The sequence below is a fragment of the Nostoc sp. genome (assembly GCF_036919555.1).
GTDB lineage: Bacteria > Cyanobacteriota > Cyanobacteriia > Cyanobacteriales > Nostocaceae > Nostoc.
Genome location: NZ_JBALCS010000010.1, coordinates 23,844 through 40,903 on the forward strand (window position 1 = coordinate 23,844; position 17,060 = coordinate 40,903).

Sequence of the window (17,060 nt, forward strand, 5' to 3'; positions counted from 1 at the left end):
AAATAAAAATTAATTACAACCCATAATCAATAACTCCTAACTCCCTTCAAAACTTAAAGATTTAAACTACCGCTCAGATTAATCTAGAAAACCAATTCAGTAATCGTCGAAGAACCTCTCCCCCTACCCCTCTCCTCGTAGGAGCTACGGTGTACACACAAGTCGAAAAATCCTCTACCCAGATTTTTCTCAGAGTGAAACTGTCACGCAGACAGGCAATCTCGCCCAGAACTGAAGTTCAGGGCTGATAGCTGAAGTCCACTCAACTGGACTGAATTGATCATTTAGTCCACTTGAGTGGACTTCAGCTATGAGACTCGGAATTAATTCCGAGGCGGGATAGAAAGGCAGTGCGAGATTTATTAAGGGGAGTTTAACTCCCCCTTCCCTACAAGGGAAGGGGGCTGGGGGGTTAGGTTCTTGATTACTGAATCGATGCTCTAGGCGGTATTTAATTTGTTTAAAGTTTTACACAAAGCTGCTCAGATAAACTTTACTTTGAGCTTTTGCGTGTTACCTTCATATCAAGCGCTATGTGGAATACGTTCAATTTCAGCATATCCACTGAAAATAAGTTTTTGACCTTCAGTTTCTAATCGGTTGAGCCGCATTTTCACTCCATCGAGGTCAAAACGATCCAAATCGACCATATTATCTAAAATTTCTACCAGCGCCACGCTCAAGGTTTGTGAAATTTCCCGTTGCGCTTCTGGCACTTGGTCAAGTTCAATTTTCGGATCTTTGAAAGAAACTCGCCGCCGCCTTTCAATGCCTATAGTTAGAATCATACTCAGGGATACAAGTTCGCCATTATTTAAATCTGCTTTTGCTACAAGATGTAAGCGATTTTCAGGCAATAGCTGTACCTGAACTTCCGTAAAGGAGACTGGTTCTCCGCCAGATAATGCTGTCAGGGATGGTACGGTGAGGTTCAGCAGGCGCTTTTTCACTAGTTCCGCATTAAAGGCTTGGTTGATGCCTGCTTCTGATAAGATTACTTGAGCGATCGCTTGAGTGGGTTGCTTAAGGTTGAGTTTGCCACTTAAAACCGAGCCGAAGTCAATGGCAACCGCATCGGTTTCAAAAGACATCTCCTCTACCGCGAAATCTTTCCGAATCACCAAGCCACGACCGCTCATTTTGAAGCTATCAATGCTGCCTTGCAACAGTTTGCTGGAGGGGTAGCAGCGCACAAAGACTTCTACTGACTCGCTTTGGGTAAACAGGTGGCGAATCGTTTGGCTGGCGACTGTGTTGAGCATCCGCTCTCCCCAATCTGTGCCTTTAGGATCTTGTAAACCAGTAAGTCCGCCGAACATGTGGTTTTTAGTCTCTAGAAGTTATTTGTACTTTTGTAACAAATCGTGAAGAATACAGCAAGCGATCCCCAGATTAATTCTGCTGATGGGTAGGTATAGGATGGCTGATGGTTAAAGGTTCAATGTATTAGATGTTACTTTTGAGCTTAGGAGTGGGAATAATTGAATTAAGTTATCGATAAGATTCGCATCAGTACTAAGTATGATACAGCTAAATATTCTAGAACTTGCCAAGCAGGGCGATACAAACGCGATTAACACTCTGGTAAGTCAGTGGTTAAATTTACCCATAATTACGCCAAAAACTAGTTTCAAACAAAATTGTCTACAGATAATGCTGGAATCAATTGAAGTTCCAGTACAAAAGTTAGTAGTCCCGGTTATTTGTGATGGATTAATTAGTTTAAGTATCCAATCTTTTAAGAGTGTCAAAATATACGGTAGAATCACAGGTGAAGATTTTCCCGATTGGCAACAAGAAATTGAGTTAGAAGCATTAGTAAATTCAGCTGTATTAACACCTAAAACAAATATTGAAGTGGAATCTTCAATTCCCATTACTAAAACAACAACAGATAATAAATTAACTGTAAAAAAACCATCTTTTTGGGATTCATTGTTTGAAACAGTAGCAGGAACAGCCGAAGTAGTTGGAGGTGCTACCGTTCAAGCTGGACAAGCTGCTACAGGAGCAGCGATAAGCATCAGTGGGACTATTGGAGGTGCTGCCGTTCACGCAGGGCAAGCTGTTGCAGGAGCGGCTGTAGACATTGGCGGTGCAATTGGTGGCGCAGCTTTTCAGGGAACACAGATAGCAGGGCAGGCGCTAACAATTGTTGGTAATAATCCTCAATTGCAAGTAGCAATAAAATCTCTAAATAAAGATTGGTTAAATCCTTTAATTCAACAGGTTGATTTAGTTAAAGCAGAGGCTGCTGTCAAAAAGTTACAGCAAGAATACCCAAATGAACACCCAGCAGAAATTGCCCATCATCTTATGTTGGAAAAAGCTGTTTTAGTAGGAACAACAGGGTTTGCTAGTAGTGTTGTACCAGGACAAGCAGCTGCAATGTTTGTAGTGGATTGGGCTGCTACATCTGCATTATCAGTGGAGTTAGTCTATCAAATTGCTGCTGCCTATGGAATGGATTTAAACGATTCCGATCGCAGAGCAGAAGCAGTAGCAATTTTTGCTTTAGGGGTAGGAGGAAAAACAGCAATCAAAGCAGGTTTGGGTTTACTACGAAATCTGCCAGTAGCAGGAGCCGTTATTGGTGCTAGTTCAAATGCAGTAATGATATACGCATTAGGTTATGCGGCTTGTAAGTTTTATGAAGCAAAGCAGAGTCCATTAACTTTAGAGGCAACTTTAGTAGATGCTCAGGTAGAGAGCGTAAAATTTCTCGAAGCTGCTATTTCCCAAGAAATGATTATGGATCAGATTTTGGTTCATATTGTCTTAGCAGGTAATCCAGATAAATCTTGGGAAGATATTTTACCAGAATTACAAGCTGCGAATCTTAGCCCTAAGTCAATCGATGCGATCGCAGCTAATATAAAATCTCCACCATTTTTAGAAACCTTACTTGAGCAAGTTAATAGTGATTTTGCTGTACCTCTACTAGCGCAATGTCAAAAAATTGCTGATCTAGACGGGGTAATTACACCAGCAGAAGCTAAGATTATACATTCTATTAACAAAAAGTTTAACTGTGATTTGGCTGCAATTAAATAACCTGAATATTGGTGTTAAGATTTCTTACCAAAGGCGATCGCCACCTCTACACAAAAGTGCGATCGCCTCTCTGCTAATCATGACGCTATCTAAGAAATTGCAGATCGATATCTCGGTTCAGCAATTAGTTTTCCCTCCTTTCTCGCAGCATCCAACCATGCTGCTTTTGCTTGTAAGACTTCACGAAGCGCTTCTTCTTCAGCTGAACCAAATGCTGAACAGTATTTCAGATCAGGAATATCAGCAATATAGCCCTTATCTTCTTCACTATAGAAAATATTAATGTAATAGTGTTTCATACTTAACTCAGTATCGCCACTAAAATACGCAGCAACTCTTCTATATCAGCAGGAACACGATATAAATTGAGGTTTTGAGTTATTTGTTTACTTTCTCGATTTAATAAACCAAATTGCCAAATATCCCCTGTAGAAACAGCCCCCTGTAGAATTGCCTCTTGAGAATCAGTCCACGCATCGATAGCAATCAGTTCTACAGCAAGCTGGGTAAAGCCCCTTGCCAAATCAGCATTTTTAGCTTCCACAACTAAGAGTTTATGGTCTGCATGGAGATAATAGTCAAGGGAACCTTTTAACTGTTCTGTAACAATTAAAGGATATTCGATTCTAAGTTGGGCGTGGGTGTAATGAACAACATCCAATAAAATTGGGGCAATTAGTAACTCTCTGCGGGCTGCTTCACTAGTCAAACTAATATATGGCAAACTCTCCTCAATCCTAGATTTGAGATTTGCGAGTCTGTCTAATTCAATGCTGGACTTTTGTAGATTGAGAGAGGAACGTTTTAAAGAATAGCCAAATTCAGCCAGTATATCTTCTGGCTCGAATGCCATCTCAAAATAGCTTCTGAAAGTGTACGAGTTATTTGGTTGAAGGATGGGAATTTTGCTCATAGCTGCACGATTAAACCTCCATCTGCATCAGATTTTCAAACGGATGCTGATTTTTCCATCGGTAAGCATTAAAATCTCTAAAATCTATCGACAAAATTCTTCCATGTCCCAAGTGTTCTGCTAAAACCACTAGCGAAGCATCGGCAAGATCCATTGGTAAGTTCGTATATTTTTCCATCAGTTCACAAATACGTTTACCATAATGCGATCGCAAATCAAAAACCGTAAAGACCCCTAAAAATAAGTTATTAATGAAACTTACTTAGGCGCGATCGCCCATCGTTGTTAAGAGCAGATAGCAAGTTTCTGTAACGACAGGCCAAGTCGTAATTAGAGGTTCGTTGAGATTGGCAAGTACCATTATTGCTTGAGTGTGGTACGAGTCATTGCGATTTGCCAATGCTAACCAAAAGCCAGTATCAACGATAATCATACTTAGCTTTTAAGCCATCTCTCAAAATTGATTTGTAATTTACAGACAGGTTGGGATCTGCCTCGCCGCAACCAATAAAGCCTGTTTCGGTGAGCATCGAGAAAGAATTCTTTTGCTGCTGCTGAAGTTGTTGGTAGTACAATTCCAGGGCAGACTTAATCTACATCTGTTACAGCCTGATTAGTCTGCTGTTGAATATAAGCTAGTTTGTCAGCATACTCGTCATCTAATCGGGCATTAATTCGCATCGTTATGCTCTCTTGTCATACAATCGTATGACAAGACTAACATATCTGCTACCTCGTTAACAACTTCCGCCGCAGATTATCCAACGCTGCATTCGCACTCACATGACGAATTAAAGCTCGACCTCGCGCCGCACCAAACTGATACTCAAAACTTGCCACTTCATCCTTTGGCCCAGCTAAACCAACGTAAACTAAACCCACCGGCTTCGTATCTGTCCCTCCAGTTGGGCCAGCAATACCAGTGATACTCAATCCCCAAGTTGTTGCAAGGCGGGTTTTCACCCCAACAGCCATTTGCTCTGCAACGGTAGCGCTTACCGCCCCAAATTTATCTAAATCTTCTCGGTTAACCCCCAGCAGCCCAATCTTCACCGAATTGTCATAAGAAATTACTCCACCCCAAAAGTAATCAGAACTGCCAGAAATGTCAGTCAACATTTGCCCTAAACCGCCACCAGTGCAAGATTCTGCCACAGAAAGCGTTTCTTTTGATGCTCGCAACAACTGACCGACCACGGTAGCAAGAGTATCATTATTGACACCGTAAAAATCCAGTCCGGCAATTTCTTTAAGTTGTTTCTCAATGGGCGCAATTAGGGCTTCTGCTGCTACTTCTGAATTTGCTTTAGCAGAAACTCGCAATCTAACTTCCCCCTTACCTGCATAAGGGGCTACTGTGGGATTTGGTAATTTCAAATAGGAAGCAACCTTTTCCGCCAAAGCCGATTCACCAATACCCCAAAACTTTAAACTCCGGCTGTAAATAATTTCTTTACCCCAACCTTGACTTTTGAGAAATGGCACGGCTGTTTCTTCCCACATCAAATGCATTTCACTGGGAACACCAGGAAAGGTAAAAATCGTGATTTCAGGGCGGGGTTGCCAAATGATACCGGGTGCTGTTCCAGTCAGGTTGGGTAGAATTTCTGCACCTTGGGGAATCAAAGCTTGCTTGCGGTTACTTGGTGACATAACCCGACCACGTTGGGCGAATTTCTCGGTTATGTCTTCGATGATGTCAGAGCGTTCAACCAACGGGACTTTAAAAAAATCGGCGATCGTTTCGCAGGTGAGATCATCTGGTGTCGGGCCGAGTCCACCAGTGAAAATAAGAATTTGCGCTCTGGAAATAGCAATTTCTATAACTTGCTTCAACCGTTCTGGATTATCCCCAACCACTGTTTGATAGTAGTGGGGGATACCTAGTTGCGCTAATTGTTGCGCCAAAAATTGAGCATTGCCGTTGAGGATATCTCCCAACAGCAGTTCAGTACCAACACAAATAATTTCTGCACTCATTGGATTGGGTAAAGGGAGTAGGGAGTGGGAGTAGGGAGTGGGGAGTGGGGAGTGGGGGGAAATAACCAATGCCCAATGCCCCATGCCCCATGCCCAATTATGCTAAGGCTGGTACAGGAATTTCTAGGTGAGGATATAAGGGGAAGCGATCGCACAATGCTGCTACCCGTCGCCGACAATCTTGGGTTACTATGTCGGAATCTGGAGAAAGTAGGCGATCGCTAATAATATTTCCAATCTCGGTAAATTCTGCTACTCCCAAGCCCCGCGTGGTCATTGCCGGCGAACCTAACCTCAATCCACTGGTAACAAATGGCGATTGCGGATCAAAGGGAATAGTATTTTTGTTAGCAGTAATATTCACAGTACTGACTAGCTGATCCGCTTGCTTACCAGTTAGACTGACAGAACGTAAATCCACGAGCATTAAATGATTGTCAGTACCATTTGACACTAGCTTTAAACCCCGATTTTGTAGTTGTTCGGACAAAGCACGAGCATTTTCAATCACTTGGGCAGAATAGGTTTTAAATTCAGGCTTCAGAGCTTCTCCAAAAGCTACTGCCTTACCCGCAATGACGTGTTCCAATGGCCCGCCTTGGTTGCCAGGAAAAACAGATTTATCTAGCTTTTTACCTAGTTCTGCGTCGCTGGTCAAGATTAAACCACCTCTAGGCCCGCGTAAAGTCTTATGTGTAGTTGTTGTTACTACATGACAATGAGGAATGGGATCGGGATGAAGACCACTAGCAACTAAACCAGCGATATGAGCAATATCGCCAAGTAAGTAAGCGCCGATTTCATCAGCAATGCTACGGAACTTTTCAAAGTCAATTATCCGGGAATAAGCTGAATAACCACAAATCAGCAGCTTAGGACGCTCCCTCAGCGCCAGCTCCCGAATTTGGTCATAGTCAAGTTGTTCTGTTTGTTGGCTGACACCGTAGTGGCTAACTTGAAACCACTTACCTGAGACATTTACAGGTGAACCGTGGGTGAGATGTCCCCCATGAGACAAATCCATTCCCATAATTTTGTCCCCTGGTTGCAGCAGCGACAGGAACACTGCAAAATTGGCTTGTGCGCCAGAATGAGGCTGCACATTCGCATGAGCAGCGCCAAATATCTGTTTAGCGCGGTCGATCGCTAGCTGCTCAATTTTGTCGATATACTCACAACCGCCATAGTAGCGTTTACCAGGTAATCCCTCGGCATATTTATTTGTCAGTACCGAACCTTGAGCCGCCAGTACAGCAGCGGAGGTAAAGTTTTCACTAGCAATCAACTCCAAATGATCTCGCTGACGCTGTAGTTCGTCGTTGATTAACTCCGCGATCGCCGGATCACTGGAGGTAAGAAAGTCTGAATTAGTCCTAGTCACTTCAATTATCCTTATAGAAGTTTGTACAACGGCTGATTTTGGTTGGATGTAGCACCCAAGTAACAGTCAAGTGTCCATCCCTAAAGTCTATAGTTCAATGGTTTTTGACTGCTTTACAGAGGCAATTAATCGTCTCCGCAGTATGGAGATTTATTTGTGCCAACTTATTTATTATTAGACCCAACCTCGATTAATGCATTAATGATCATAACCTTGCTTTTTGAACCTGCGTTAATTGAAGTTTTCTGCGATCGCTCCTCTGTAAGAGAAAGTTTAGCGTTTCAGTATAACAGCGCAGGAAATTCCGAGTCAGAAGTTGGGAATATACAAAGACAGGGGACGGTGTAAAAAAGTGGGCAAGTGGCGGTGGGATTGTCAGTTTAACGTGAGTTCGACTAACTAAAAAACAGCAGCAGGCAGAGCAGGTAAGTCTTGTGGGTAAAGTTTACTTCCATTGTGCCAACCCATAGAATTCTTGCGCCATTGTTAAGCGATCGCTTTTATTATCTCAGCGATCGCTCAATTCCTACTTGCAAAGGGAGGAAGTTGGTGTTGGCTGCTTCCCGTTGGCAAGCCCAACTCAACGTTTCAGTGTTTGTTGACAACTTTCCTCAATCATAAATTAGTTTATAAGGTAGATACTGCTTAGATTTTCAGCTAATAATAAATTATTTCTTGATAAAGATTCTTAATAGCTATGCAATAATATTTAGTTTAGGATTTTTAGGAGTATTCTATGTCACTTGATCTGACACCAACAGATAACCTGCCGGATCAAATCGTCTACGTCCTGCTCAATAAGATTAAACACGATGAGGAAGGGCAGCGAGATGTTAGCTTTTTTGCTGAGGACTTTGAGGGTAAACAGGTTAATCGAGAAGAATTGCTTGAGTTACTAAATCGTCTTAAGCAGTCTGGATACTTCATCGGTGAGATTGAAAGCAACCAAGCCAATCCAGAATCAGGCTCGTCAACCCTTCTGGCGACCTGTAAGAATGCAGAAATAACCACAGATGGTCGAGCAATGTTAAAAGCCGTATATTTCAAGCCGGTGTAGCAGCTAAGGAAAGGAAAGTTATTTGTTGAGGCGAGATAGGGTATAGGGGAGAGTAGGCAATACGGTTCGGTTAACAAAGTTATCTGTTGAGGCGAGCTTTCTTGAGCAGGAGAGAAGAGAAGCTGGCGTTGAAAAATAGCTTAATAATAACTCTCTTTCCTCCCCTGCCTCTCCTGCGTTCTGCCTCCTTAACTGTAACCTGTCCCCTAACCCAATATTCAGATCAGGAAACAGTAGCCAACGATGCCAAAGCATCTGGTATTGTCTCAGAAGGAGCCTGAAATTCACCAGTGATGACGTACTCTAAACGCAGTTTTAACCAAGTAATAAATTGGGGATTAGTGGAAATAATCGCTACTGCTGGTTGGGGACACTTCGCCTTTAGCTCTGTAAACTGCGGTGTTTCCAAGAAAGCTGGTTGCTCAACCAACCAAAAATCTATTTGTTTTTCTTGTTCGTGGTAGTGACGGGTACGCTCTTTGATAACTTCGTGTATTGGTTCTTCTTGGAGAAGAAAACGTTGACTAGCCAAAACGTAATAGTATGTTTGCATTTTCATCCTTTGGTTGCTATTTGAATAATGTAAGGGTACAATACTACACTCTGTACCCTTACAAACTAACTTTTGTGGGATTTCTTGAACCAAGAACTGAACGGACAAGCACTTCCCTTGTTTTCAGCATTTGTCTGTTTGCCACCAGATGTTAGCTTTTCCAAGAACAGATTATTGTCGAAGTAGTGTTCTAAGGAAATAACCTTCAAGTCATCGGTAACTTTTGCAATGCTCATGCCGATAATTTCTACTGTCTCTCCAGTCGGTGCATGGCCTTTGTATTCTCCGTTAAAATGTCCCCAATGCCGCCATTTGAATGTGACATTTGGTGGCCCTGAGAAAACTTCCAGCACTTCCCAAGGAAATCCTTGGGGAAATGTTGTGTGGAAGACTTTTGCGGATGATTCAAAGCTTTCTTCTGAAGCCTTGTAATGCTCTGAATCAGCCATAAATAGATTGTAAGTACCTTGGGCTGATACATCTGCTGCGGTGTACTCTACTCCACCATTGCTACTCACGCGAAACTTGTCATTCACAATAGATAACCACTCTTGCGGGTTAGCTTTGAAGGATACCTCCATCTCGAAGGTTCTCACCAAATTTTGCACGATCGCTTCCAATGTACCTTCAAGATGATTGTAGATACTTTCTTGGGCGAGATTCTCGTTTGAACGGGAATAATCAGGCGGTGTCTGATAGCGCCACTCAACATCAGTACTTTCTGCTATCACTTTATCTCTATCCTGTACCCAAAGCGGCAGGTCGTTAGATTGTGTTGCGCTCATAGAAGTTTTTGCTGAAGATTTGATCCCAATTTCTAGATTTCGCAGTGACAATCCCTCTTTTAAGACAGAATTTTAGATTTTAGATTTTAGATTGAAATTTAATCCAAAATTTAAAATCCAAAATCCAAAATTGAATTGCCCTATTCCCCATTCCCTCTTATAGCTTGTTTCATCTCCCGGACTGCCCTTTCCATACCTACTAATGCTGCCCGACTGATGATGGTATGACCGATATTCAGTTCTTCCATGCCTGGAAGCGCAGCCACCGGATAGACGTTCCAGTAGGTGAGTCCATGACCAGCATTGACTCGCAATCCTGCTTTAATCGCTTGTTCACAGCCTTTAGCTAATATGGCTAGTTCTCGCTGGCGATTTGTTTCATCCTTAGCTTCAGCATATTGTCCGGTATGCAATTCAATAAACTGCGCTTGCACCTTGACAGATGCTTCGATTTGTGCTATCTCTGCGTCGATAAATAAACTAACTGGAATGCTAGCGCTTTGCAATTTATCGACAATCTCACCTATTCTAGCAATTTGCCCGATAATATCTAGTCCGCCTTCTGTTGTGACTTCTTGGCGCTTTTCGGGGACTAAAGTCACGTAATCTGGTTTGATATCGAGAGCAATCGCTAGCATTTCATCTGTAGCGGCCATTTCTAAATTAAGATGCGATCGCACTGTTTGCCGCAATATTAGCACATCCCGATCTTGGATATGCCGCCGATCTTCACGCAGATGCACCGTAATCCCATCTGCACCCCCTAATTCTGCCAGTACCGCCGCCGCCACGGGGTCTGGTTCCACCGTCCGCCGTGCTTGCCGGATAGTGGCGATGTGGTCAATGTTAACGCCAAGTGTAGGCACCCCAAATTTCTCCCGAATCGATGTATATGCCAAATTTCTTGACACTCTCCTTATTTATATTATCTGTACTAACAACCTCTGTACAGGTATGCGTTTACGTCGGATTCCAATATTTACTTTGATAGTAGTGATTGTCTGTAAAAAAACACCTATATAATGTGACTTGCAAAGAATAAATTATTGCAGAAAAAACAAGAGACAACATTTATTAAATAATGAGAATTATTATAAGGAGAGAAAGGGGTTGTCGTCGGGAAACACACTGTTAGTGTCTGGCTCATCGTGCTGCTTCACCAAAATCCAAAGTCTAAAATCCAAAATTGGTATAAGCATCCTATTTGACAATTTCGGCAATCCTAAAATTAGCGGGACAAAAAGCCCCGCTAATTGTTAATTTTTGAAGTTAGATTTTAGTTTACTTCCAGTCCTTATCTGCTTCTGAAAGCACATAAGCTGCTACATCTTCAATTTGGTTAGGTTTCAAACGACTGCCGAAAGCAGGCATGGCATTTTTACCTTTTGTAACTTGGGCAATAATCGCCTCTTCTGAGTACAAACCATACTTTTCTAAAGCATCTTTCTTCAGGTTTTTGTTAGCTTGAACCAGATTCTTACCTCCCGCGTGACAAGAAGCACAATTGGTACTAAATACTTTAGCTCCACTAACAGCATCTGCTGCCAATGCTGGATTACTGAAGGCAAAGGTGAAGATTGCTATGCCTAACAGCATCACTGTAATCATTTTTTTCATTTGGTGTTCCCTGTACAATAACGGCTTATTCGGTGCAATATCTTCCCTAATTGTCAGTTGAGGCGTTGCCATAGTCAAATGACAATCTGTCAAACTTCTTTTATTAAAGTTTTTAGATTTTGAATCTTCGGGATTTTACAGCAGTTTTCATTTATTTAAACCACATTTGTTGTCGGGGCACTATTTGACAGTCCTAATTTAATAAGCGCATCTTCTGTAACACGACAAATTCGCCAATCATCTAATATAGATACTTCCATACTACGGTAGAATTCTTGGGCTGATTCGTTCCAATCCAATACACTCCACTCTAATCGCCCACAATCACGTTCTACAGCTATCTGGGCTACTTTAGTAATGAGAGCCTTACCAATACCTTGCCTGCGATATTCTGGTAAAACAAATAAATCTTCCAGATAAATTCCTGGCTTAGTCAGAAATGTTGAATAATTATGAAAAAATAGGGCAAAACCAACAGCTTGACCCGCATATTCTGCTAAGATTGCCTCTACATACCTCCGTGAACCAAATAAATGCTCCTTAAGTGCCAGAGCATTGCCAGCGATCGCGTGAGATAATTTTTCATACTCTGCAAGTCCTTGAATTAATTCAAACAGTACGCTGTAATCGGCTGGTTCAGCAAAACGCACAATCAAATTGCTACGCAAAGTCATTCCTCTATAGTCCATAGTTCATAGTCTATGGTCAACTGTGCAATTTTTTATGAGTAATGACTAAATAAAACCCTTGTGTATACCTAACGTAGCTATAGCGGTTGAAACGGGAAACCCGGAAGACGAATAAGAGCATCCTTATGTTAGTTGAAGTTTAGAAACCCCATCTTCAACCGTTCGCGCAGCGTGTCGCAGACAAGGTAAGACGGGGTACTTCACAGTTTTGCACTTTCTTTAAAGCATATTCGTTAGTAGAGCTAATTAGATCAGGTATATCTTGATCAATGTAATTAAATCAACCAACCTTTTAAACGTTTAGCAATGTGAGGACGCCGCAATTTTCGCATAGCTTTGCTTTGAATTTGTCGCACTCGCTCACGAGAAAGATTAAACATATTGCCAACTTCTTCTAAGGTACATGGTTCGCTGGTTGTCAAACCATAACGCAGAGAAATCACATCTTTCTCCCGTGGAGTTAACACGTCACCCAAGACTTCCCAAATCTCCTGACGCATCATGTTTTCATTCATTTTTGCTTCTGGAGACAAGTTATCTTCATCTTCTAGCAAATCCATCAATTCCGTGTCTTCTTCTTTGCCGACGCGGTGGTTGAGAGAAAGTGCTTGACGCCGTAGTTGTTGTAGCTGGCGTAGTTGTTGCACACTAATTTCCAAAGCTTCTGCCATTTCAGCTTCGGTGGGATTACGAGAGAGTTTTTGTTTGAGTTCGCGTTGGGCTTTTTTCAGCTTGTTAAGCTTTTCAACAATATGAATAGGTAGCCGGATTGTCCGCGCATCATTAGCTATAGCTCTGGTAATCGCTTGTCTAATCCACCAATAGGCGTAAGTAGAAAACTTATATCCTTTATCTGGATCAAACTTTTCTGTAGCGCGATTTAATCCCATTGCTCCTTCCTGAATTAAATCCAGAAAAGGCACTCCCCGATTCAAATATCGCTTGGCAATAGAAACTACTAATCTCAGGTTGGAGCGAATCATTTTGCGTTTCGCTACTCTACCTTGATACAAGCGACTTTCTAATTGCTTTTCCGTCATTTCTAGCTCGGAAGCCACTTCTAGTTTGCTAGGTTCCTGTCCCAGTTTTAACTGTAAGGCAGCTTGTAATTCCCTAACTTCTTCTAGAAACCTGACTCGCCGCGCTAACTCTACCTCTTCATCAGCTTTTAGAAGCGGATAACGCGCCATTTCTTTAAAAAACGCGCCTACGGCATCATCATGTTCGGTTTTATTATATCCCGAAGGACGAGCCGCCCCCATCTCATCTCCATCCCGTTCGTCTGATTCCAGATTTTCTACTACAATTGGAGATTCTTCATCTGCTACTGGATCTAAACTTTCGAGTGATGGTTCTTCGCTATCAGCAGTGTTCTCCAGTATTTCCATTTTTCCCAATTCAACAATATTCATAGTTTCCTTTAGGGATTGTTGTTTTGTTTGGTACATAATTTAGTTACAGCTACTCGTTTGAGGCTTGGTAGTTTTCCCTAATGGACGAATGCACCCGTTTATATAGCGAAATACAAGCTTCTGCTAATTTCTATTGAGAAATAAAAATACGTATCTACCGACAAACTATAGGTTACGGTTAGATACAACTTATAACTAAACTAGCCCTGGTACCCAACAAAACTTTCTTCTCAGGTTCACAACATATATATTCTTCATTTTTTTCTGAATTATCAAATATGTCAAATCCTCCTCAAACTTTCTCAACCTTAACAAATATAAAAATCTCAGCTAACCATCCCAATTTTCTAAACTTTCATATATTTTTCTAAACAATTTTAATGTTTAGGGGTTGGAAGCCACTGGATAAATCGAAAACCTGCTGCTGGGATTATGCATTCCCGATTTAAAGTTACCGACATGATAGAAATTACAATAATGGCAGCTTAATTTCGGGATGATCATGTATAAAATAATCTCATATACAGAAAGGGTTGAATATCTATCGATAGGCGGAAAAAGGCTACTCCCTATTTAGTAGTTGGAGTAACTTTTGTAGATTTAGCCGAGATGCTTTTATTTGTAAGGTAGGCACAAAATATTTATTGCACGTATAGAAGAGGCAAAATTGTCTAGTAGATTACATAAGAGGAAACTTATCAAGTATTATGAAGGATAACAGTATTGGGAAATACCATTTGAGTCCAAAAAAGCAAAAAAATAGAGTTTAGTTAGCTAGGTTAATTGTGACTAAAATGTTAAACTATAAAGTCAGCAAATATGTATATTAATGACGTAAATTTATCTCCTTTGGTGGTAGCTGAACCTAGTGAATCATACCAGTCGGGTACAATTCTTAATAGGTGGGTTGAAGTACTGGTAGACTGTCCAGGAAGTATAGGACTATTTACTTATCGATTGCCAGCCCAGTTAGAAATAAAACCAGGGGATATTCTGAGTGTGCCATTTGGAGCGCAACAATTAGGAGCGATCGCTATTCGGTTACTGTCACAACCAAATGTCGATTTACCACCAGAAAAAATCCGGGAAGTAGAAGATATAGTCAGCGTTGGATTTTTCCCAAGTGCTTATTGGGAATTACTCAATCGAGTTGCTGCATATTACTATACGCCTCTAATTCAAGTGATCCGGGTTGCTCTGCCACCAGGGTTGCTGGGGCGATCGCAGCGTCGTATCCGCGTCATTAGAGGCAGAGGGGCAGAGGGAAGTAATTATTTACTGGCATCTCCCAATCCTTCAGCTTTTCTGACTCCAACTGCACGGCAAATTTGGGAACTTTTACAAGCGCAGTCGGTAGGAGACTACAGTTTCGTCTACCTCCAACAAAAAGTCAAATCTGCTTATCGGGGAATTCGGGAGTTGTTACGATTCGGTTTAGTAGAAAGCTACTTAGAACCACCACGACTAACTCGACCAAAGCTCCAAAAAGCAGTCACGCTCATAGGTACAATCGATCATGATTTAACTACTCGCCAACGAGAGATTTTAGAAGTGCTGCGGCGGCGTGGTGGTGAGTTATGGCAAAATGAATTATTGCAAATTTGCAATGCTAGTTCCTCTACCCTCAAGACGATCGCCCAAAAGGGTTACATCGTCATCGAAGAACGGGAAGTATTGCGAACAGAACAAGGCCCAGCATTCGCTCAAGATCAACCAAAGTCATTAAATGCAGCCCAAGCTAGCGCCTTAGAAACAATCCAGATGTTAGATGGGTTTGCTCAAGTTTTATTACATGGGGTGACAGGTTCGGGGAAAACCGAAGTATATTTGCAAGCGATCGCACCCCTGCTCAACCAAGGCAAATCCGCCCTTGTCTTAGTCCCAGAAATTGGCCTCACACCCCAGCTAACTGATCGTTTTCGCGCCCGTTTTGGTAATAAAGTCAGCGTCTATCACAGCGCCCTCTCAGATGGTGAACGTTACGACACTTGGCGACAAATGTTCACAGGAGAACCCCAAGTTGTCATTGGTACCCGCAGCGCCGTTTTCGCTCCTTTGCTCAACTTGAGTTTAATCATCTTAGATGAAGAACACGACAGCAGCTTTAAGCAAGACTCCCCCATACCCACCTACCACGCCCGTACCGTCGCCCAGTGGCGAGCAGAATTAGAAAATTGCCCCTTGGTGTTGGGTTCCGCTACCCCTTCGTTGGAGAGTTGGGTTAGCGTCGGAACCTCACCCCCTAGCCCCCTCTCCCCAAGCCGAGAGGGGGGACAAGAAAGAAATTTTAACTCCTCACTCAGCACTCAGCACTCAGCACTCAGCACTCATTACTTAAGTTTGCCGGAACGCATCAACTCGCGCCCTCTCCCGCCAGTGGAAATCGTCGATATGCGGCAAGAGTTGCAGCAGGGAAATCGTTCTATATTTAGTAGATCGCTGCAAGCAGCTTTGCAACAGTTGCAAGAGAGAAAACAACAGGGGATTTTATTTATCCATCGCCGGGGACACAGTACTTTTGTATCTTGCCGCAGTTGTGGATATGTGTTGGAATGTCCGCACTGTGATGTGTCGTTAGCCTATCACCACACCGAAGAAAAAGCGCCGGAATTATTGCGTTGTCATTATTGTAACTATGCGCGATCGCATCCCAAATTCTGCCCTGATTGTAGTTCCCCTTACCTGAAATTTTTCGGTAGCGGTACTCAACGAGTAACGCAAGAATTAGCGCGACAATTCCCAGAATTGCGCTTGATTCGCTTTGATAGCGATACCACCCGCAACAAAGGCTCACACCGTACCCTACTTACCCAATTTGCCAACGGCGAAGCAGATTTATTAGTAGGAACGCAAATGCTTACCAAAGGTTTAGATTTACCGCAGGTGACACTTGTGGGCGTCGTTGCTGCCGATGGATTGCTAAATTTATCAGATTATCGCGCCAGTGAACGGGCATTTCAAACCTTGACTCAAGTCGCTGGACGTGCTGGGAGAGGTGATGATCCGGGTAGGGTAATTGTGCAGACTTATACTACAGAGCATCAGGTAATTGCAGCAGTGCGATCGCACGATTATCTGTCTTTCTCTGAAGCTGAGTTAGAACAACGCCAAGCACTCAATTATCCCCCTTATGGGCGGTTAATTTTGTTGCGTTTAAGTAGTCTCGATCCCATTCAAGTGCAGAATACGGCGCAAATTATTGCCACAGCCTTGAGTACAGAAGAAGAATTTGAGATATTAGGCGCAGCACCAGCGAGTATTTTACGGGTAGCTAATCGTTATCGCTGGCAGATATTGATTAAATTTGCCCCCGATGCCTTACCACAATTGCCAGATTGGGAAGAAGTGCGATCGCTTTGTCCCCAATCTGTTAGCTTGACCATTGATGTAGACCCGATCAATATTATTTAACTCAATTCCAAACGGCTAATATCAGTACTGGAGTTTAGACTAGTTCCCGGTACGAAACTCAGAAGGCTCATTCTATAAAGCCTAAAAACCAAGGTTTTAGTTCCTGGAAACATCTTACAGCAATTTGATATCAAACCAGCCACAAAGATTGTAAACTTGAAAGATGTAAAAAAACAGATTATTTAGAGATGGCAGCATATTCGATTGA

The 17,060-nt window shown here is 42.3% G+C and carries 19 protein-coding genes; 5 read left to right on the top strand and 14 right to left on the bottom strand.

Going from position 1 to position 17,060, the window contains the following annotated elements:
- Positions 1–524: 524 nt before the first annotated feature.
- Complete coding sequence (locus tag V7K36_RS03885; protein ID WP_335113366.1) at positions 525–1,319, bottom strand: LmeA family phospholipid-binding protein; 795 nt, start codon at positions 1,317–1,319, stop codon at positions 525–527.
- A gap of 202 nt (positions 1,320–1,521) precedes the next feature.
- Between V7K36_RS03885 and V7K36_RS03890 the strand changes: the two genes are divergently transcribed.
- Positions 1,522–3,054 carry a hypothetical protein gene (locus V7K36_RS03890; protein WP_335113368.1) on the top strand — a complete coding sequence of 511 codons (1,533 nt, stop codon included), beginning with the start codon at positions 1,522–1,524 and terminating at the stop codon, positions 3,052–3,054.
- Positions 3,055–3,143: 89 nt separating this feature from the next.
- Here the strand turns inward: V7K36_RS03890 and V7K36_RS03895 are convergent, their stop codons facing one another.
- From V7K36_RS03895 to glyA, 7 genes are all read right to left on the bottom strand, one after another.
- Entirely contained in the window at positions 3,144–3,353 is a 210-nt protein-coding gene (locus V7K36_RS03895) for a type II toxin-antitoxin system HicB family antitoxin (protein WP_335113370.1), read from the bottom strand.
- 2 nt (positions 3,354–3,355) lie between these two features.
- On the bottom strand, positions 3,356–3,967 hold the full coding sequence (locus V7K36_RS03900; protein WP_335113372.1) for a hypothetical protein: 612 nt from the start codon (positions 3,965–3,967) through the stop codon (positions 3,356–3,358).
- Positions 3,968–3,977: 10 nt separating this feature from the next.
- Entirely contained in the window at positions 3,978–4,145 is a 168-nt protein-coding gene (locus V7K36_RS03905) for a hypothetical protein (RefSeq protein WP_335113374.1), read from the bottom strand.
- Between the two features lie 84 nt (positions 4,146–4,229).
- Positions 4,230–4,400, bottom strand: a complete 171-nt coding sequence (locus tag V7K36_RS03910; protein WP_335113376.1) for a type II toxin-antitoxin system VapC family toxin — start codon at positions 4,398–4,400, stop codon at positions 4,230–4,232.
- A complete protein-coding gene (locus V7K36_RS03915; protein WP_335113378.1) occupies positions 4,387–4,542 on the bottom strand; it encodes a hypothetical protein in 156 nt (51 codons plus the stop codon). The genes V7K36_RS03910 and V7K36_RS03915 overlap by 14 nt, the downstream gene beginning before the upstream one ends.
- Positions 4,543–4,696: 154 nt before the next feature.
- Positions 4,697–5,947 carry a competence/damage-inducible protein A gene (locus V7K36_RS03920; protein ID WP_335113380.1) on the bottom strand — a complete coding sequence of 417 codons (1,251 nt, stop codon included), beginning with the start codon at positions 5,945–5,947 and terminating at the stop codon, positions 4,697–4,699.
- Positions 5,948–6,044: 97 nt separating this feature from the next.
- Complete coding sequence (glyA, locus tag V7K36_RS03925; RefSeq protein WP_335113382.1) at positions 6,045–7,328, bottom strand: serine hydroxymethyltransferase; 1,284 nt, start codon at positions 7,326–7,328, stop codon at positions 6,045–6,047.
- A gap of 156 nt (positions 7,329–7,484) precedes the next feature.
- Here glyA and V7K36_RS03930 point away from each other — a divergent pair, with 156 nt between their 5' ends.
- The 3 genes from V7K36_RS03930 (at position 7,485) to V7K36_RS03940 (ending at position 8,385) form a co-directional block, all read left to right on the top strand.
- Complete coding sequence (locus tag V7K36_RS03930) at positions 7,485–7,676, top strand: hypothetical protein (RefSeq protein WP_335113384.1); 192 nt, start codon at positions 7,485–7,487, stop codon at positions 7,674–7,676.
- Between the two features lie 108 nt (positions 7,677–7,784).
- The gene (locus V7K36_RS03935) at positions 7,785–7,949 is read left to right on the top strand and encodes a hypothetical protein (protein WP_335113386.1); all 165 of its coding nucleotides are present in this window, start codon (positions 7,785–7,787) and stop codon (positions 7,947–7,949) included.
- Positions 7,950–8,064: 115 nt separating this feature from the next.
- Positions 8,065–8,385, top strand: coding sequence for a hypothetical protein (locus tag V7K36_RS03940; protein WP_335113388.1), 321 nt, complete (start codon positions 8,065–8,067; stop codon positions 8,383–8,385).
- Positions 8,386–8,608: 223 nt separating this feature from the next.
- On the opposite strand, the gene V7K36_RS03945 is transcribed toward V7K36_RS03940, so the two are convergent.
- From V7K36_RS03945 to V7K36_RS03970, 6 genes are all read right to left on the bottom strand, one after another.
- Positions 8,609–8,938: an MgPME-cyclase complex family protein gene (locus V7K36_RS03945; protein WP_300421040.1), complete on the bottom strand. Its 330-nt coding sequence runs from the start codon at positions 8,936–8,938 to the stop codon at positions 8,609–8,611.
- A 65-nt stretch (positions 8,939–9,003) separates the two neighbouring features.
- The gene (locus V7K36_RS03950) at positions 9,004–9,723 is read right to left on the bottom strand and encodes a SnoaL-like polyketide cyclase (protein WP_335113390.1); all 720 of its coding nucleotides are present in this window, start codon (positions 9,721–9,723) and stop codon (positions 9,004–9,006) included.
- Between the two features lie 140 nt (positions 9,724–9,863).
- Entirely contained in the window at positions 9,864–10,589 is a 726-nt protein-coding gene (locus V7K36_RS03955) for a pyridoxine 5'-phosphate synthase (protein WP_335113395.1), read from the bottom strand.
- A 415-nt stretch (positions 10,590–11,004) separates the two neighbouring features.
- Entirely contained in the window at positions 11,005–11,340 is a 336-nt protein-coding gene (gene petJ, locus V7K36_RS03960) for a cytochrome c6 PetJ (protein WP_335113397.1), read from the bottom strand.
- A 155-nt stretch (positions 11,341–11,495) separates the two neighbouring features.
- The gene (locus V7K36_RS03965) at positions 11,496–12,014 is read right to left on the bottom strand and encodes a GNAT family N-acetyltransferase (RefSeq protein WP_335113392.1); all 519 of its coding nucleotides are present in this window, start codon (positions 12,012–12,014) and stop codon (positions 11,496–11,498) included.
- Between the two features lie 290 nt (positions 12,015–12,304).
- Entirely contained in the window at positions 12,305–13,477 is a 1,173-nt protein-coding gene (locus V7K36_RS03970; RefSeq protein WP_334829369.1) for an RpoD/SigA family RNA polymerase sigma factor, read from the bottom strand.
- Positions 13,478–14,260: 783 nt separating this feature from the next.
- Between V7K36_RS03970 and priA the strand changes: the two genes are divergently transcribed.
- Positions 14,261–16,852, top strand: a complete 2,592-nt coding sequence (gene priA / locus V7K36_RS03975) for a primosomal protein N' (protein ID WP_335113394.1) — start codon at positions 14,261–14,263, stop codon at positions 16,850–16,852.
- Positions 16,853–17,060 lie beyond the last annotated feature (208 nt).